13 protein-coding genes and 1 pseudogene are annotated in these 16,748 nt (G+C 51.5%); all 14 read right to left on the bottom strand.

Translation table 11 applies throughout. The features are described from left to right. Positions 1-7 precede the first annotated feature (7 nt). A complete protein-coding gene (locus DWY89_RS09035; RefSeq protein ID WP_118524602.1) occupies positions 8-805 on the bottom strand; it encodes an ABC transporter permease in 798 nt (265 codons plus the stop codon). An 11-nt stretch (positions 806-816) separates the two neighbouring features. Beyond that, on the bottom strand, positions 817-1,767 hold the full coding sequence (locus tag DWY89_RS09040) for an ABC transporter permease (RefSeq protein WP_022359791.1): 951 nt from the start codon (positions 1,765-1,767) through the stop codon (positions 817-819). Positions 1,768-1,904: 137 nt separating this feature from the next. Then, a complete protein-coding gene (locus tag DWY89_RS09045) occupies positions 1,905-3,476 on the bottom strand; it encodes an ABC transporter substrate-binding protein (RefSeq protein WP_118524603.1) in 1,572 nt (523 codons plus the stop codon). A 110-nt stretch (positions 3,477-3,586) separates the two neighbouring features. After that, on the bottom strand, positions 3,587-4,444 hold the full coding sequence (locus DWY89_RS09050; protein WP_118524604.1) for a glycerophosphodiester phosphodiesterase family protein: 858 nt from the start codon (positions 4,442-4,444) through the stop codon (positions 3,587-3,589). 50 nt (positions 4,445-4,494) lie between these two features. Further along, a complete protein-coding gene (locus tag DWY89_RS09055) occupies positions 4,495-7,296 on the bottom strand; it encodes an SMC family ATPase (protein WP_118524605.1) in 2,802 nt (933 codons plus the stop codon). Next, complete coding sequence (locus DWY89_RS09060; protein ID WP_118524606.1) at positions 7,293-8,477, bottom strand: exonuclease SbcCD subunit D; 1,185 nt, start codon at positions 8,475-8,477, stop codon at positions 7,293-7,295. Before DWY89_RS09060 ends, DWY89_RS09055 begins: the two co-directional genes overlap by 4 nt. 184 nt (positions 8,478-8,661) lie before the next feature. Beyond that, positions 8,662-8,988: a cupin domain-containing protein gene (locus DWY89_RS09065; protein WP_107000176.1), complete on the bottom strand. Its 327-nt coding sequence runs from the start codon at positions 8,986-8,988 to the stop codon at positions 8,662-8,664. Positions 8,989-9,127: 139 nt separating this feature from the next. Further along, positions 9,128-11,104 (bottom strand): RsiV family protein, encoded by a 1,977-nt coding sequence (locus DWY89_RS09070; protein ID WP_118524607.1) that lies wholly within the window; start codon positions 11,102-11,104, stop codon positions 9,128-9,130. A gap of 231 nt (positions 11,105-11,335) precedes the next feature. Then, on the bottom strand, positions 11,336-11,758 hold the full coding sequence (cdd, locus tag DWY89_RS09075; RefSeq protein ID WP_118293287.1) for a cytidine deaminase: 423 nt from the start codon (positions 11,756-11,758) through the stop codon (positions 11,336-11,338). Beyond that, a complete protein-coding gene (udp, locus tag DWY89_RS09080) occupies positions 11,751-12,533 on the bottom strand; it encodes a uridine phosphorylase (protein ID WP_118524608.1) in 783 nt (260 codons plus the stop codon). The genes cdd and udp overlap by 8 nt, the downstream gene beginning before the upstream one ends. Positions 12,534-12,576: 43 nt before the next feature. Continuing rightward, on the bottom strand, positions 12,577-13,764 hold the full coding sequence (locus tag DWY89_RS09085) for a phosphopentomutase (RefSeq protein WP_333491418.1): 1,188 nt from the start codon (positions 13,762-13,764) through the stop codon (positions 12,577-12,579). Between the two features lie 49 nt (positions 13,765-13,813). Beyond that, the gene (locus tag DWY89_RS09090; RefSeq protein WP_118524610.1) at positions 13,814-14,830 is read right to left on the bottom strand and encodes an alpha-hydroxy-acid oxidizing protein; all 1,017 of its coding nucleotides are present in this window, start codon (positions 14,828-14,830) and stop codon (positions 13,814-13,816) included. A gap of 8 nt (positions 14,831-14,838) precedes the next feature. After that, positions 14,839-16,200: an MATE family efflux transporter gene (locus tag DWY89_RS09095; RefSeq protein ID WP_118524611.1), complete on the bottom strand. Its 1,362-nt coding sequence runs from the start codon at positions 16,198-16,200 to the stop codon at positions 14,839-14,841. A 106-nt stretch (positions 16,201-16,306) separates the two neighbouring features. Then, positions 16,307-16,748: pseudogene (locus DWY89_RS09100) on the bottom strand (hypothetical protein); the annotation flags it as partial.

Genomic DNA, 16,748 nt, shown 5'->3' on the forward strand with positions numbered 1-16,748 from the left:
CGCCTCCTTACTGCTGCATCGAGCGCAGCCCCTCGCTCACCATGCTGAATCCCAGAATAATCAGGATGATCGTCACGCCCGGTCCGATCGCGTACCACGGCGCATTGAACAGGTACGACTGCGCTTCGTAAAGCATTCTCCCGAGACTCGGCTCCGGCGGCTGGATTCCCAGTCCCAGATAACTCATACTCGCCTCCGCCAGCACCGCATTGTTAAATCCGATCGCCGCCGCCGTCAAAAGGCTGACCGCCGCATTCGGCAGAATATGGGCAAAAATAATCCGGATATGCCCTGCGCCAAGGATCCGCGCACTCTTGACAAAATCCAGTTCCCGGCACCGGATCACCTCACTGCGGACGATCCGGGCAAAACTCGGGATAAAAAGGATTCCCAGCGCCAGAATGATGTTGTAGCTTCCCGGCTTCGTCAGGCTGATGAAGATAAGCGCCAGAAGAATGCTCGGAAACGATAAAAGGATATCATTGAAACGCATGATCAGGTTATCGAAAAAGCCGCCGAAATAGCCGGTCAGCGCACCGACGATCGTGCCAAACACACACCCGATCAGAACCGTGCAGACTGCCACAAAAAAGGTGCTGCCGCTTCCCGCCATCACACGGCTCAAAATATCGCGCCCGAAGTTATCCGTTCCCAGCGGGTGTGCTGCACACGGCGCCAGATTGACTGACATGGAGTCCATCGTCGTCGTCCCATACGGCGTCCAGAACTGTCCGATCAGGGCAACTGCCAGAAAGAACAGCGTGATCGCGCCCCCTATCATCAGATTATAATTCTTTCGTTTCATTCGTCTTCCCTCTATTCTTCCGCCGTCCGGACTCTCGGATCCAAAACCTGATAAATCATATCAACCGCAAAATTGATAAGTACGACCACCGATGTGATATACAGCACGATCGCCTGCACAACCGGATAATCGCGGTTGGAGATCGAGCTGATCAGAAGTCTTCCGATTCCCGGCACGCTGAACACCTGCTCCGCCACGATGCTGCCGGCAAGGATCTCCGCGATTACCATCGCAAAGAACGTCACAACCGGAATCATCGCATTTTTCAGCACATGCCCGTACAATACCGCCGTTTCCGTATTGCCGCGGCTGTAGGCAGTCCGCACGTATTCCCGGTTCATCTCGGTCAGAATCGAGCTTCGCAGGAATTTCACCACCATCGCAATCTTCGGCAGCGCCACCGCGAGCGCCGGAAATAAAAGGTACTGTGCCGACTTTCCGAAATTTTCCGACGGTTCGATAAATTTACCCGGCTGGAACATATGAAGAATCAGTCCAAACACGTAGGTCAGGATCATGCCGAGAAAGAATGACGGCACCGCCATCAGAATCTGCGTCAGGCAGTTCGTCAGCGTATCGACCCATTTCCCGGCAAACCGGGCACTCAGGATTCCGAGTGGAACTGAAATCACCGTGATGATGAGCAGGGAAATGACTGCCAGAAGCACCGTGACCGGAAGCCGCTGTGCCAGAAGGGAGCGGACTGAGGTTCCCTCATACCGGTAGGACTCCCCGAAATCCCCCTGCATCGCATCGGTCACCCATCTTCCATACCGCTCCAGAAGTGGATCATTTAATCCCATCTCATCCCGCGCCCGCTCTAACTGCTCTTCCGTCGCGTCCTTTCCCAGCCTGGAAAGTGCCGCATCGCCCGGAATCACAGAAAAAGCGGTAAACGTCAGGAAGGATATGACCAACAATGTGATAATGAGAGTTATCAGTTTTTTTATAAAGAATTTCATAATTCCCTCCTGCGTTTACCGCTTCTTATTCTGTTGTTATTTCCTGGTTACTGTTCACGGTCAGGCACTTTTGGAACCGAAAGTGCCGTGAGAAAACGTGGTAGCAGCAGGAATTTGCTGGATTGTAACTGTATATTTTACTGCTCTACCTGATATAACAGGGACATATCCTCTGCTGCCGTCGGGTAGAAGGTGTAGCCGCCAAACTTCTTGCTGACTGCTACGAGGTTCGCCGGATCTTCGATGTAAACGGCTGCCGCATCCTCTGCCAGGATCATCTGCGCCTTCTTGTAGTTTTCTACTTTTACATCGTCATCAACGGTTGTGTATGCTGTATTAAATACATCGTCGTACTCAGTGTTGGAGTAATGCATGAAGTTCTTCGCATCGTCTGTCACATATTTCTTGAGCCAGTCGCTCGGTGCCAGCGTTCCGTCAAAACCGATGACGGTCGCCTGGAAGTTGCCTCCCTTGTATACATCCTGCAGCCAGGTGCTCCACTCAACCTGATTTAAGGTCACGTTGATGCCGACCTGGGACAGCTCATCCGCGATGATCTGCGCGCTGTCTACGTGCTGGCTGTATGAGCTCGGAACGGTGATTTCCAGATCAAAGCCATCTGCGTATCCGGCATCTGCCAGAAGCTCTTTTGCCTTCTCTGGATCGTAGCTGTATACAGTCTCTGCTTCCGGCTCATAGTATTTCGACATTGCCGGAATCATATGGGAGCCGATGATATGGCTCTTTCCGCCGAAAATAAAGTTGTTGATCGCATCGCGGTCTACCGCATAGCAGAGTGCCTGACGCACCTCTGTCTTGGAAAGCGGCTCGTAAGCGCTGTTTAAGTACATCGCATGGACGAGGTTCATGCTTCCCTGTACGATGTTGTAATCATCGCCCAGTGTCTCCGCCTGTGCGGAGGTTAAATATTTCAGAATGTCGATGGTGCCTGCCTGCAGCTCTACAAATGCGGTGTCCACATCGGCAATAAATTTAAATTCCACGCTGTCCAGGCTCGGAACGCCCTCCTGCCAGTAGCCGTCATATTTTTCCAGCTCCAGGTTCTGTCCCGGTGTGTAGGAAACATATTTGAATGGGCCGGTACCGATCGGATTGCCTGCCGGGTCCTCGTTGGACTGCGGAATGATGGCAATCGTCATCATCGGAAGAAACTCTGAATAACTTTCTTTCAGGTTTACAACCAGTGTCTTGTCATCCTGCACCTCTACACTATCTACAAGCGAAGAAAAAGCGGAGGATTCGCCCTGAATCTCCGCATAACGATCGATGGAATATTTGACATCTTCGATGGTAACCGGTGTGCCGTCATGGAATGTGATGCCATCTCTCAATGTGAAAGTGTAAGTCTTTGCATCATCGGAAATGATGTAATCGCTGGCAACAGCCGGAATAAATCCGCCATCGGAAGTAGGCTTTACAAGCCCTTCGTACAAATTGAAAACCACGTCTCTAGTTCCTGCGTCCGTATCTACATGGGGGTCAAGACTAGCCAGGTCCTGCGTCATGCCATACACAACGCTGCCGCCTGGTACTGGTGTTCCTTCTGAAAGAGTATTACTGGTCTCTGCTTCGCTGGACTCGCCAGCTGCTTCTGAGGTGCCTTCTGCTGTCTTGCTGCCTCCGCATGCACAGAGTGAAGCAGATAGCAAAAGTGCCATTACGCCTGAAAGAAGCTGTTTCTTTTTCATATCTTTGTCCTCTCGAATTCGTAATAATCTCTCATTATTAAATTGTCTTAGCCATTATAGCAGATTTTCATAGAAAATCAACTTTTCCAGCATAATTTAGGACTTTCTCACTATCTTTTAGGATGTTTTTTGTTGAAATTTACGAATTGATCCGGCTCGAAACTGTCAAAAATAAAAACATCAAACTGTTTCCGGTGCCTGTTTAATTCGCCCTGGTTTTTAATCGTCCACGCCGCCATCTTACATTTGTAGAAATAACGCAGCATTTCCACCGGAAGCGTGTTGCTGAACTGGCAGTTGTACGCAATGAAATCCGGTCTGCAAAATCCGTTCAGCATACAGTATGTAAGCATCTCCCGCACAATGACCGGCGTTTTCAATCCCTCGCCGCGGTGATTGGTCGCAAGCTGTCCGCGCAAAACATTTGGACGATGGCGCTTAAACCAGCCGAGTGCCAGCGGACTGAACGATTCGATGCAGTACTCACCCGGATAACGGTCTAAAAGCACCGCGCATTTCTCGCACAGCTCCCGGTGGACAATCTCCGCTTTCAGCTCGATGATAAGCGGTGTGCGTCCATCCGCCAGCTCAAGCACTGTCTCAAAGGCTGGTATCGTCTGAGATGAACCAAACAAACGATAGCTTTGCAGCTCTTCAAAGGTACAGTCGCGTATCTTCCGGTCAACGCCCGCCGCCCGCTTCAGATCCCAGTCGTGAAATACGACCGGAACCCCGTCTTTTGTCAGCTGTACATCCAGCTCGATCCCATATCCCATCTGGATCGCGCGCTCAAACGCCGGGAGCGAATTTTCCGGACATTCGCTCCGGTTGTCATGAAATCCCCGGTGGGCGATGTATTGCCGCTCAAATGCCTGCATTCTCGCCTTCCGCCCCGTCTCCGGCAGCATACTGCAGTAAAACAGAGATAAGAGTGATATCGTCACCATCCCTGGAATTACGATTGTCATATGTAAATAGCCTCTTTTCTTTCGTCACACAACGGCTCTGCGCCGTCCTACTAATCTTCTATCTCCCAATGCACCTGGCTTCCACCATTTCCTTTTTTTACCACCAGCTTGTGTCCCATCTCCTCTTTCAGCTCCGTCACGTGGGAAATGATGCCGATCAGGCGTCTTCCTCCGGACAGCTCCTGCAGCACCTGAACCGCCCGCGTTCGTGATTCCTCATCCAGGGAACCAAATCCCTCATCAATGAACATCGCATCCACCTTCACGCTGCCTGCCGCATTCTGGATGACATCCGCCATGCCGAGCGCCATCGCAAGCGCCGCCAGAAAGGATTCTCCACCGGACAGCGTTTTGACGTCCCGGACCCGGTCAGTCACAAAACTGTAGACATCCAGGTCAAGTCCCACTTCTCCCTGTTTTCCCAGATCGGCCAGACCGCGGCATTGAAGTTCAAAGGTTCCTTTCGTCATCCGGCGCAGGCGGCGGTTAGCTGCCTGTATCATCTGGCGGAAATACTGGCGCTGTACATACGTCTGGAAATCGATCCGCGCCGCGCCGCTCAGTTTTCCGTCCGCCGTCTGGTAAAGCTCGCTGATCTGCTGTTTTTCCCGGTCAAGCTGCTCCCGTTCCTGCAGATACACCCGAAGTGCCGCATATGCATCCTCGTTGCGCGTCCGCACCGACATATGTTCCCGGTGAAGCCGCGACCAGCGCGTTTTTTTCTCTTCCCAATGCCGGATCGCCTGCTGGATTTTTCCTTCCGGATCTGTTTCCGAATCTGCTTCCATATGTTCCCGGAGCGAAGATAAGCTTCCCTCCAGCTCCCGGCATTTTTCCCGGCACTCCTGTGCTTTCTTATCAGCCGCTGTCACCGCCTCTGCAAGTGTTTCCAGCTCCCGGCTGCGCTTCTCAAGCTCCACCCGGAGTGTCCGGCTGTCTTTCCACTCCAGCCGCTTCGAGAGTTCCTCCAGCTCATTACGTCTCGTCTGGCTCTCGATCGCCGCCTGCTGCACCTCACTTCTTTTAAGCTCCAGCGCAGCTTCCAGCTTCTTCTGTCCGGCTCCGTTCGCCTCCCGTTTCTGCCGGATCGTTTCTTCCATGGCAATCCGGTCAGTATAAGTGGTTTCCGCCTGCCTGCATCGCCGGATTTCCTGTGCCATCTGCCGTAGCTCCTTCTCCAGAGCATCCACATCCGGCTGGGCTGCCGGGCTGTCCTGATTTTGGCCGTACAGTTTTCCCTGGATCTCTATCCGCCGTCTGCTCTCATGTTCCAGAGAGATCTGCGCCTCCTGGCATGCCTCAGCGGCTGTCCTCTGCTTCTGATCGGCATCATCCCGTCCGGCACGCAGCGCTTCCACCTGTTCCTCCCGGATCGGCTCTGTCTCCAGACGGCAGGGAGCCGGGTGTTCCAGCGAGCCGCAGACCGGGCACGGTTTTCCTTCCTGCAGCTCTGCCGCCAGAAGCCCCGCCTGCATCGCCAGAAAGCGGCAGGACGCGTCCTGATACAACTGATCTGACTGCTGGTACGCCCGCGCGGCTGCCTGAAATTTTTCCTGGCGTTTTTCCAGTGACTTTCTCCATGTCCGCTCCGCTTCACAGCATTTCCCTAACTCCTGCAAAACCGCCTGGCGCCGTTCCATCTGCTCCCGCCGTCCCCGGCATTCTGCCAGGGCAGCGCGCGCCTCTACCGCCTCCCGCTCCTGGTTTCGAAGTATTTCTTCCTGTGTACGGCATGTTTCCAACTGATTCTGCATTTTTTTCAGGTTTTGGGTCAGAGCCATCCGCTGATGTTCCAAAGTTTCATATGCCTGCCGTTTTTTCTCCTGCTCCGCATAGAGCGGAAGCGCATCCTGCATCCGCCGGATCTGATCCTCCAGCTCCGGTTTCCGGCTCTCATAGGCTGCGGCAGCTTCCCGGCGCCTAGCCTCCATCTCCCGTCCAAATGCTTCCAAACGGCTCTTTTCTTCCAGTACCCGTTTTTCCTTTTTCACAAGCTCCAGATGGTTCTGTCCGGCGGCAAGCTTCTGGATTGCATTCTCTTCCAGTCTCCCCGTCTCTTCCTCGAGCCTCCGGCTTTCCTCCGACAACTGATGCAGAAATGCAAGCAGTTCCGCTCCATTTGTCCGGTACCGCTCTTTCAAAGACTGCCATCTTTCTTCCCACTCCGGAGCTACCGCCTCCTCCGTCCTGGGAACCGTCACCTGCCGGATGACTTCCTCGCACCGGGTCTTGTTATCCTCCAGCCTTCCATACAGCGTCCGATCTGCCTCCCGCAGCTTCTGCTGGATTCTACCGTAGATCCCGGTATGGAAAATACGCGAAAATATTTCTTTTCTTTCTTTGGAGGATGCATGGAGCAGACGGATGTATTCGCCCTGCGCGATCATCGTGATCTGCGAAAACTGATCGCGATCCACGCCCACGATCGCCCGGATCTTCTCATCGATCTCACGGATCCGGCCGGACATCTCACTTCCATCCGGCAAAAGCAGAGACGCTTTCGGCGCCACACTCGTCGCCGTGTATGCGCCGTCCTTATTTTTCCGCTTGCTGAGGCGCGTGTATGCCGGACTGCGGCGGATCGTATAATCCTGCCCCTTATCCTCAAACGTCAGTTCCACCCAGGTCTCCGCGTCCTCCGGTGCATACTGGCTGCGAAGCATCGCGCCCTCTCTCCCGGCGCCGCTCGCCGCCCCGTAGAGCGCAAACGAGATCGCGTCAAAGATCGTCGTTTTGCCTGCCCCCGTATCGCCCGTGATCAGGAACAATCCCGTCCCCGCCCGTTCGAAATCAATCTGCGTCACGCCCCCATAAGAGCCAAACGCCGACATTGTAAGCAGCTTCGGTTTCATACGCGTTCCTCCTCCTCTGCCTCTTCCACCATGCGCGCCAGAATCGTCTCCTGTTCCTCTGTCATCGGGCAGTGGCGCACCGCCTCATAAAAAGAGGCAAATGCCTGAAACGGCGTCACCGCCCCTTTTTCCTCCGGTTCTTCCTCCAGTCGTTTCCGCGTTCTCTCATTGTCCACCCGGATCTCCAAAATATGCGCAAATAGCTCCTCCAGGCGTTCCCGGAAATCGTACATTTCTTTTTCGTCCGTCAGGACCACGCTCACATACGCGTCCGCGCGTCCGCTTCCATCCGGCATCTTTTCCATCGTATCTGAAAGCAGCTTGAGTTCTTCCAGTGTCCCCCGCACGCGCTTTACATCGGGATGGCAGAGAATCGGCAGACGGCGGATCTGCGGCTCACTTCCTTTTTCTCCCAGTTCCACCACCGTGATCCCCTTCTGATGGTGTTCTTCACTGATCGAATATTTGTACGGCGTCCCACAATAGCGAAACCGCTCCTGCCCTACCTTCTGTGCCCCGTGGATATGCCCTAACGCCGCATATTCAAACGGTTCCAGCACCGACGCATCGATCGCATCCAATCCTCCGGAGGTCAGCACCGCCGTCTCCGAATCGCAGGTTTCCGGATTCTGACCGTTCCAGACAAAAAACTGGTGCGCCAGAACCACATTGCGCTCCTGCTTCCGGATCGTCTCCCGCGCCAGGAGTTTCTGGAATGCATCGGTATAACCATTGGTGTCAAACAAATGGCGCACATGACCCGGACGGATAAACGGTACCAGATAAAAATGAACCGGTCCCCACTCATCTGTAAGTGTGACCTGCTTTAAATACTCCGTCCGATCTGCCGGCGGCAGCGCCGCGATATGGATCCGGTGGCGTGCCAGAAACGATGCGCCATACGCCAGCCGCTCCGGTGAATCGTGATTTCCCGCAATGATCAGGATCTCCGTCCCCGGACAGCGCCCGGATAGCTCGGTCAGAAACCAGTCAAAAAGCGTATACGCTTCCCCCGCCGGGACCGATTTATCATAAATATCCCCGCATATCAGAATCGCATCCGGCTTCTCTTCCTCCGCATATTTAAGTATCTGCAAAAACGCATTCTTCTGGCTCTCGCGCAGGCTATAGCCATTTAACATTTTCCCGATATGCAGATCAGAAAGATGAAATAGTTTCACGCAGGCACACCTCCTTTTTCTTTCTTTGATCCACTATTTTTTGATTTCCAATTTTTCCGCTTACACATATAGGCATTTTCCGGACATATATGGCAAAAAGCGCCGACACATCGAACCACTTCCCGTGCCAGCGCCTTTTTTCGTTACTGTGAACCGTTACCTTTTTCTGTTTTGTTCTTCGCTCTTAATCCAGCTGGATCAATGCCATAAAGACCAGATCTTCATCTCCGGTATTGGCAATGCCATGACCACAGCCATCCGGCGTGAAGGTCTTATCGCCGACGGTAACCGGACGTTTCGTTCCATTGTCATCGTACTCGCCCTGTCCCTTGATGATATAATACGTCTCGCTCTCGCCGTGGTGCTCATGATAGCCCAGGGAACATCCCGGTGCGATCGTTACCTCGGCAAACATCTTACATTTTGCATTTAACTCATTGTCATCCAGAATGTATTTTACAACTACCTGTCCTTTGCCGCCGTTCGCATTTTCCTTAACAACTGTCTTCATGCTGCTTCCTCCTCATCCTGTGCCATTCTTTCAGATTCGTTCGACACTATTTTTCTATGGAGTATTATAAGCGATTTTTTTCTCAACTTCAAGATCTCTACTTAAGCGCAATCCGCATTTGTTGCAGTTCAGAAAATTCCTACTTGCTAAGTTCAATCCGCATTTCCAACTCGCTGTACGGAATTGTTACCTCCGGAAATCCTTCCGCATACGATGCAATCTCATACGGCGCATAATAGAAAACCACGCCCGTCTCGCTCAGATAAAACGGCGATTCGTAGCTGATGCCGTCTGCCACCGTATGTTCCAGATCCTCCGGTGATTCAAAGGCAAAATTTGTCTTTTCCGCCAGCTCCCGGAATGCCGCACCAACCTTCGCCTGCAGCTCCTCCACCGGATTCTCGACCACATCACTCAACGACAGGCGTGCCCCCGTTTCCCGGTCAAAGACAAAATACTGGCGGAACGGCGTTCCGTGTGCGCCGCCCGTATATTCGTATCCATCCGCACGGACGCAGACATAATGATCATCCAGATACGTAATCGCGTCATCTCCGTCGATCGTAAGCGCCATCGAATAGACCGGCTGCGCTGCATCCGCCTCCTGCGGAAGTGTCTCTTCCTCCGATCCGTCCGATTCCGCCGTATCTATGCTCATCTCCGTGTCCAGATTCATGGAATCCGTCCGCGCCGCCGACAGAACCGATGCCTGCAGCTCCTGCATCGTCTGGTTCATCGCCTCGACCGCATCGCCCTCGCCGTCAAATACCAGCCGCTCCGCGTACACACTTCCAAGCTCCCGGCTTCCATCCGCACTCTTTAACGTCTCCGACTGCGCCTCGACATGCCCCAGCTCCCGGATCGGAGACTGGAACAGAACTGGCTCTAACAGCGTCGCTTCCCCGCCTGCCGCATCATCCAGCGTTTTTTCGCCCAGATAAACGCCGTAATCCTTAAACTGCTGGCAGTATGCCTGATTTCCCGTCACATAAAAATTACCATACATAGAAAAATCATTCGTCATGCCCGGCTCTTCCTCGACCGTAAAAAGCGCATTCTGCGCCTCGGCGGCATTTGCCGCTGCATCTGCCTCCGCATCCGCCGCAATCCGCTTAAACAAAAACTCTCCCGTGCTGGTCTGGGATGCCTGATTTTCCATCAGATACAAATATCCGTCCTGATACTGCACCAGGCTGATATTTTCCGCCGTCTCATATAAAAGCGTCCGTTTCTCCGGATCGGAGACCTCATAGCGGTAACACTGCGTATTTCCATTGCCATCCCGAAGCAGGGCAAAGAATGCGTCCTTCGCAAACAGCACCGACGATGTATTCGTAATATCCGAAATCTCCCTCGGATGGCTGCCGTCCGCATCCGCAATCACCAGGCAGGTTTCATTCTGCACTGGCATATACCCAAACTGTTCCGTATAATATGGAAGAATCCCATTAAACAGCTCGCTGCAGCCTTCCGGAATCTCCCCGTAGATCGTGTCTGACGGTGACAGCTCTCCCGCTGTTTTGCCATTCTCATCGAGCGTATAAATGACATTCATATTGTAACCCTTGACATACAGGCGGTTCTTTGACGCATAGAGCACCGACGGCTGATCCGTCAGATCCGCTAAATGCTCTTCCACACCGCTCTCCAAATCCAGCCTATACAGCCCATAAAGCTCCGTGCCCTGTGTGCTGCCACTCTCCGCCTGTATCCGGTCAAAATACAGCCCGCCTCCGTAGACCCAGAAGGTGCTGTTTTCATCTCCTGTGTCAAACTGGCAGAGCGTCTTCATCTCGCCTGTCTCCTTCGAAAGGGAACGGATCTCCGTGCGGTATTTGAGGTACAGCATGCCATTCTCCTCCAGCACCCGATCCGCCGCTCCGAGCGCCGTGCTGACCGCGCCCTCCGTTTCCTCTGCCGCCTGTGTCTGCGCTGTTGTCTCAGCCGCCGGTGATTTTTTGCACGCTGACAGGGCTGCCGAAGCAGCAATCAAAAACATCGAAGCCGCCAGCACTGCCCTATACCCTGTCTTTTTCTGAACCTTTTTTCTCTGGTTCTGCTCTGTTCTTCCCTGATTCTGTTTCATTTCTTCCCGTTTCCACTCTTTCTGAGCCATCCGTCCAAACTCCCCACACTTTTTCTATTTTTCATCGGACCTGCGTCCGCTTTTTCTTCTGAATACAGGCGGAAATGGTGAATCCATCCCCGCCTGTCATACAGTGTACCCTGTTTTTTTTGCAATGTCAAAAGGTGTTCCAATATATTAAGTTATATTAATGAAACTGTAAGATTACAGTGCGCGGGTCTTTGACACCTGCATACCAGCTTTATGAGGCAATCGGCGTTCCTACTGCAAATTATCCGGTCCGAATCCCATCGGTAGAAGCTCCGCCAGTGTATAGACCTTATATTCCTTCACCGAACGTGCCAGAATGATCTGAAACGCATCCTCATGGCAGAATTCCTTCATCACCTGACGACACACGCCACAGGGCGCACACCAGTCAAATTCCGAAGCTCCTTCCGGGCCTCCCACAACTGCAATCGCTGTGAAGCTGCGTTCACCCTCACTGACTGCCTTAAAAAAGGCAGTGCGTTCCGCGCAGTTTGTCGGTGTATAGGCCGCATTTTCAATATTGCAGCCACGGTAAATCCCGCCTTTTTCAGTCAGCAGAGCCGCCCCCACCTGAAAATGAGAATAGGGTGTATAGGCCATTTTCCGTGCTGCGAATGCTTCCTCGATGAGTGTTTCTATCCTCTCATTATTCATTCTTCGCATCCTCCTGAATCAAGATACGGATGGCTTCCACCGCTGTCCGGATTGCTGCCTCTGTATCATGGGCCTGTTCATTGGACAGGCCTTTTTTCGCCCGCTCCTGATTAGCCAGAACCAGGAAGCAGGCACCTACACGCACCCGAAGGAAGCTGCCTGCGATAAACAGTGCTGCTGACTCCATCTCCGATGCCAGGCATCCCATCCGAAGCCACGCCTGCCACTTATTTTCAAGCTCGTAGCTGACCGGCATCACCTCCGGCTCATGCTGACCAAAGAAGGAATCCTTCGACTGTACAACGCCCGCATGACAGCGGAACTTCAGATTCTTCGCTGCACGGATCATGGCATTCATAACATCCACATGGGGAACAGCCGGGTACTCAATGGGAGCGTACTCTCTGCTGGTTCCTTCCATGCGGATAGCTCCGCTTGCAACTACGATATCTCCGCCCAGTACATCCTCCTGCATACCGCCACAGGTGCCCACACGCAGAAAAGTGTGGGCTCCGCACTTGGATAACTCCTCGATAGCGATAGCCGCTGACGGACCACCGATGCCGGTTGACGTCACACTGACTTTTACCCCATCGATGGTTCCCGTATATGTGGTATATTCACGATTATCCGCAACTAACACCGGATTCTCAAAATGTTCTGCTATCTTCTTGCATCGCTTGGGGTCCCCCGGCATGATGACATATCCGCCGATATCCTCCGGGCCGATTCCTGTGTGGTACTGTTTTCCCGTTCCTTCCGAATAATCAACCATATAATCGCCGCCTTTCTGTTTTTAACTTCAAGTCCAATGTCATTTATTTTATCTGATCCAGAATAGAAGTTCCGATGGTCCCCTCCGGCATTCTGACACCGAAATTATCCGCAATGGTCGCGCCGATAACGGCAAAGGTGTCACTGGTATCAAGCTTCCCACTTTCCGTATCCGATGGTGAATACGCAATAAACGGGACCTGCTCTCTCGTATGATCCGTTCCCTTGTAGGTTGGATCATTTCCATGATCCGCCGTCAGAATCAGCAGATCGTCCTCACGGAGCAGCGGCAGAAGCTCTCCCAGCTTTTTATCAAATTTTTCGATCTCTTCCCCATATCCCACCGGATTTCTGCGATGTCCCCATAACGCATCAAAATCTACCAGATTGGTAAAGCAAAGTCCCTTGAAATCCCGCTTTGCGATATCGATGGTCTGCTGCATGCCATGTACACTGCTGTCGGAATGATTGCTTTCTGTTATCCCTTCTCCCACAAAGATATCGTTAATCTTTCCAACGGAAATCACATCATATCCGGCATCCTTCAGGGCATTCAGCGCCGTCGGTCCGGTGGGTTTCAAAGCATAATCATGGCGGTTACTTGTCCGTTTGAATTCGCCGCGCTTTTTGCCCACATAGGGTCTTGCGATAACACGGCCAACTCTCCACTCATCCCGCATAGTCAGTTCTCTGGCAATCTCACAGTAATGATACAAGGTCTCAAGTCCCATGGTTTCCTCATTGCCACAGATCTGAAGCACAGAATCCGCTGATGTATAGACAATCAGCTTTCCTTCATTCACTTCCTGTTCACCCAGCTCCTCCAGAATCTCCGTTCCGCTGGCTGCCTTATTGCCGATTATCTTTCTGCCGCAGCGCTTTTCCAGTTCGTCAATCAGTTCCTTTGGAAAGCCATGTTCTGTAAATGTGATAAATGGCTTATCCGTCCGGATGCCCATCATCTCCCAATGACCGGTCATGGTATCTTTACCATTGCTCGCCTCATTCATCGCCATGAAATATCCTTCCGGATGTTCTGTCGGCTTTACCTGCTTAAGGGGCTTGAGATTGGCAAGCCCCAATCTCTGCAGATTCGGAATATCCAGATGTTCCACTGTTTCTGAGATGTGTCCCAGCGTATCAGCACCGGCATCGTCAAATCTGGCCGAATCCGCCATGGGACCGATTCCAAGGGAATCCAGTACGATTACAAATACACGATTAAAACGCATATCACTCATCCTTTCTACTAATTTTTGCTATATTTGATAGTTTACTTTTTTACACTCTCACACAATCACGGGTAATTTCAGCAAGGGAAGATACGCCGCACATAGCCATGGTATCTGCAAGCTCACTTCCAATCTTCTGGATATAAGCTTCGACCCCTTCTCGGCCTCCGCCATAGACAGCTGTGACAAAAGGTCTGGCTATGATAACCGCATCTGCCCCCAGTGCCAATGCTTTAAATACATCGGTGCCGGAACGGATTCCGCCATCCACGAAGATTTTCATGGAACCGTCCACTGCCTTTGCTATTTCCTCCAGAACTTCTGCAGTTGCCGGGCACTGATCCAGGACTCTTCCTCCATGGTTAGATACCACGATAGCTGCTGCACCGGCCTCTTTAGCCTTCAAAGCACCTTTTACCGTCATAATACCCTTTACAATAAAAGGTACTCCTGCTGCCTTCACGATCTCACGAAGCTCCTCCACTGATTTACTTCCGGCCGGCGGGTTGAAATTTTTCAAAAACGGAAGGCCAGCCGCATCGATATCCATGGCAGCCGCGAAAGCACCTGCATCCTTGACAAGCGCCATCTTTTCACGAATCATCTCCACATTCCATGGCTTCACTGTAGGAATTCCCTGTCCCCCTGCCTTCTTGATGGCTTCCGTGGCTGCCACCATCACATTGCTGTCCATTCCGTCTCCTGTAAAAGCAGCAATTCCAAACTCTGCACAGGAAGAAACTAATATATCATTGTAAGAAACATCATTCAGTGAATCGCCGTAATGCATATTCACGGCTCCCACCGGACCTGCAAAAAACGGATACTGAAAATTCTTTCCAAACAACGAAAGAGAGGTATCGATGGGACGTTTCTCCACCAGTGTATCCATCTGGACACGGATTTCCTTCCATTTGTCATAATTCCGAATCGCCGTATCTCCGATTCCTTTGGCTCCCGGACCCGGCATCTGATTCTTGCAGGCTCTTCCGTTGCATTCCGGACAGGCCTTGCAGTAATTTCCCATTTTTCCTCTTGCCAGTTCTAAACATTCTGCATAATTCATTAATCTGGTTACCTCCCTGTCACTTTTTTCTCAAATCCATGCACCCAATTTCCCCTTAAAAACAAAAACAGGAAAATCACGGAGCTGATGCTCCAGGTCAGTGGGTATGCCCAGAATATGACCCGGATATCCGGAATCAGACGCACTGCCAGTGTGATGTAGCTGACACGGAACAGACACCATACACAGAGCAGAACGATCATGGGCACGGCAGCATTGCCGGAACCCCGGAGTACAGCCGCGATACAGTGAGTAAATGCCAATAAACAATAAAACAACGCAATGGTTCTGGCCTGCATCACCCCATAATGTATCACATCCGGATCACGGTTGAATGCTGCAATCAGCACCGGTGCCGCCGTATATATGGTGATACCAATCAGTTCTGCAATGGAGATGGAGCAGAGGATACCGAACTTCGCACCTTTCTTTGCTCTGTCATACTGCTTTGCCCCAAGATTCTGTCCCACAAAGGTAGTTATCGCCATAGTAAAGCAGGTCACCGGCAGGAAGGCAAAACCTTCTACCTTAGAATAAGCTCCGCAGCCTGCCATGGCCATTTTACCGAATGCATTGATGTTGGACTGTACAAACACGTTTGCTATGGCAATGACTGAGTTCTGGAAACCGGAAGGTACACCATTCTGAATAATCTGCCTCAGCATATGTCTGTCAAAACGAATCTTCCTAAGCTCCAGCCGGTAATCTTCCTTCACCCGTATCAGATGCACCATACAGAGAATCGCGCTGACAAACTGGGATATAGCCGTTGCCAGGGCTGCCGATCCCACTCCCATGCCAAGTCCTGCGATAAAAAAGATATCCAGCACCACATTCACACAGGAGGAAATAATCAGATAGATCAGCGGATGGCGGCCGTCCCCCACCGACTGCAGGATTCCCACGAAAATATTGTACATGACTACACCCAGAGAACCTGCAAAATAGGTTTGAAAATATACAATCGATTCCGGGAGTACATCTGCCGGTGTTCCCATCAGTACCAGAATCTTCGGTGCCAGATACATTCCCGCAGCCGTCAGTGTGATTCCGGCCACCAGACCGAAGGCTGTGGTTGTATGAATCGCCCGCTGGAGATAATCCTTGTTTTTCGCCCCATAGTACCTGGCAATTACCACACCGGCTCCCATGGCAATACCGTTAATAAAACCTACCATCAGAAAAATCAGGTTTCCCGACGAACTGACTGCTGCCAGCGCATTGCTGCCAAGATAATTACCTACAATCAGGGAATCCGCTGTATTATACAGCTGCTGAAACAGATTCCCCAGAAACAATGGTATGGCAAATAAAATAATCTTCTTAGAGATACTTCCCTCTGTCATCCTCGTTTTGCTTTCAGCTCCCATAAAACCCCCAAAATTAATCATATTTATGCACACAGTCGATGACTATTCATCGCCCCTCTGCACGCATATGTTCTCGATCTCATTATAGCCGACTGCCAGCAAATTCTCAATACTTCTTGCGCTGAGGGTGTAGCCCATTGTCTGTGATTAACAGTGCTAATCGGAACACATCGTTTTTATGTTTCTTTATATTTTTGCTGTCAACCTGATCTCCATTTAACTTGCGTTCTTTTAAATCCTGCCACGCTTTCGCCTTAAATGGTATCAGGCAAGTCGGACTTAATACCGGAATGCCATCAACCATCTTTTGTCCAGTTTTTAGCAATTCATAATACGCTTCATTTAAAAGGATTGCCGACAAACTAGATATTTCATCATCTATCAGAAGCGGTGTGAGAACTGCATCATCTTCCAATATAATGAAATCCGGATTTCTGGAAAATATCTCTATCATATTAAGCAAAATTTCCACTCGATGAGTGGAAATTCCAGACTGTAGACAAACTTGGTGCTGGGTGTTATGCCCAGTACCATTTTTCTTTAAATTT

It is taken from the genome of Clostridium sp. AF27-5AA, from assembly GCF_003478415.1.
GTDB lineage: Bacteria > Bacillota > Clostridia > Lachnospirales > Lachnospiraceae > Otoolea > Otoolea fessa.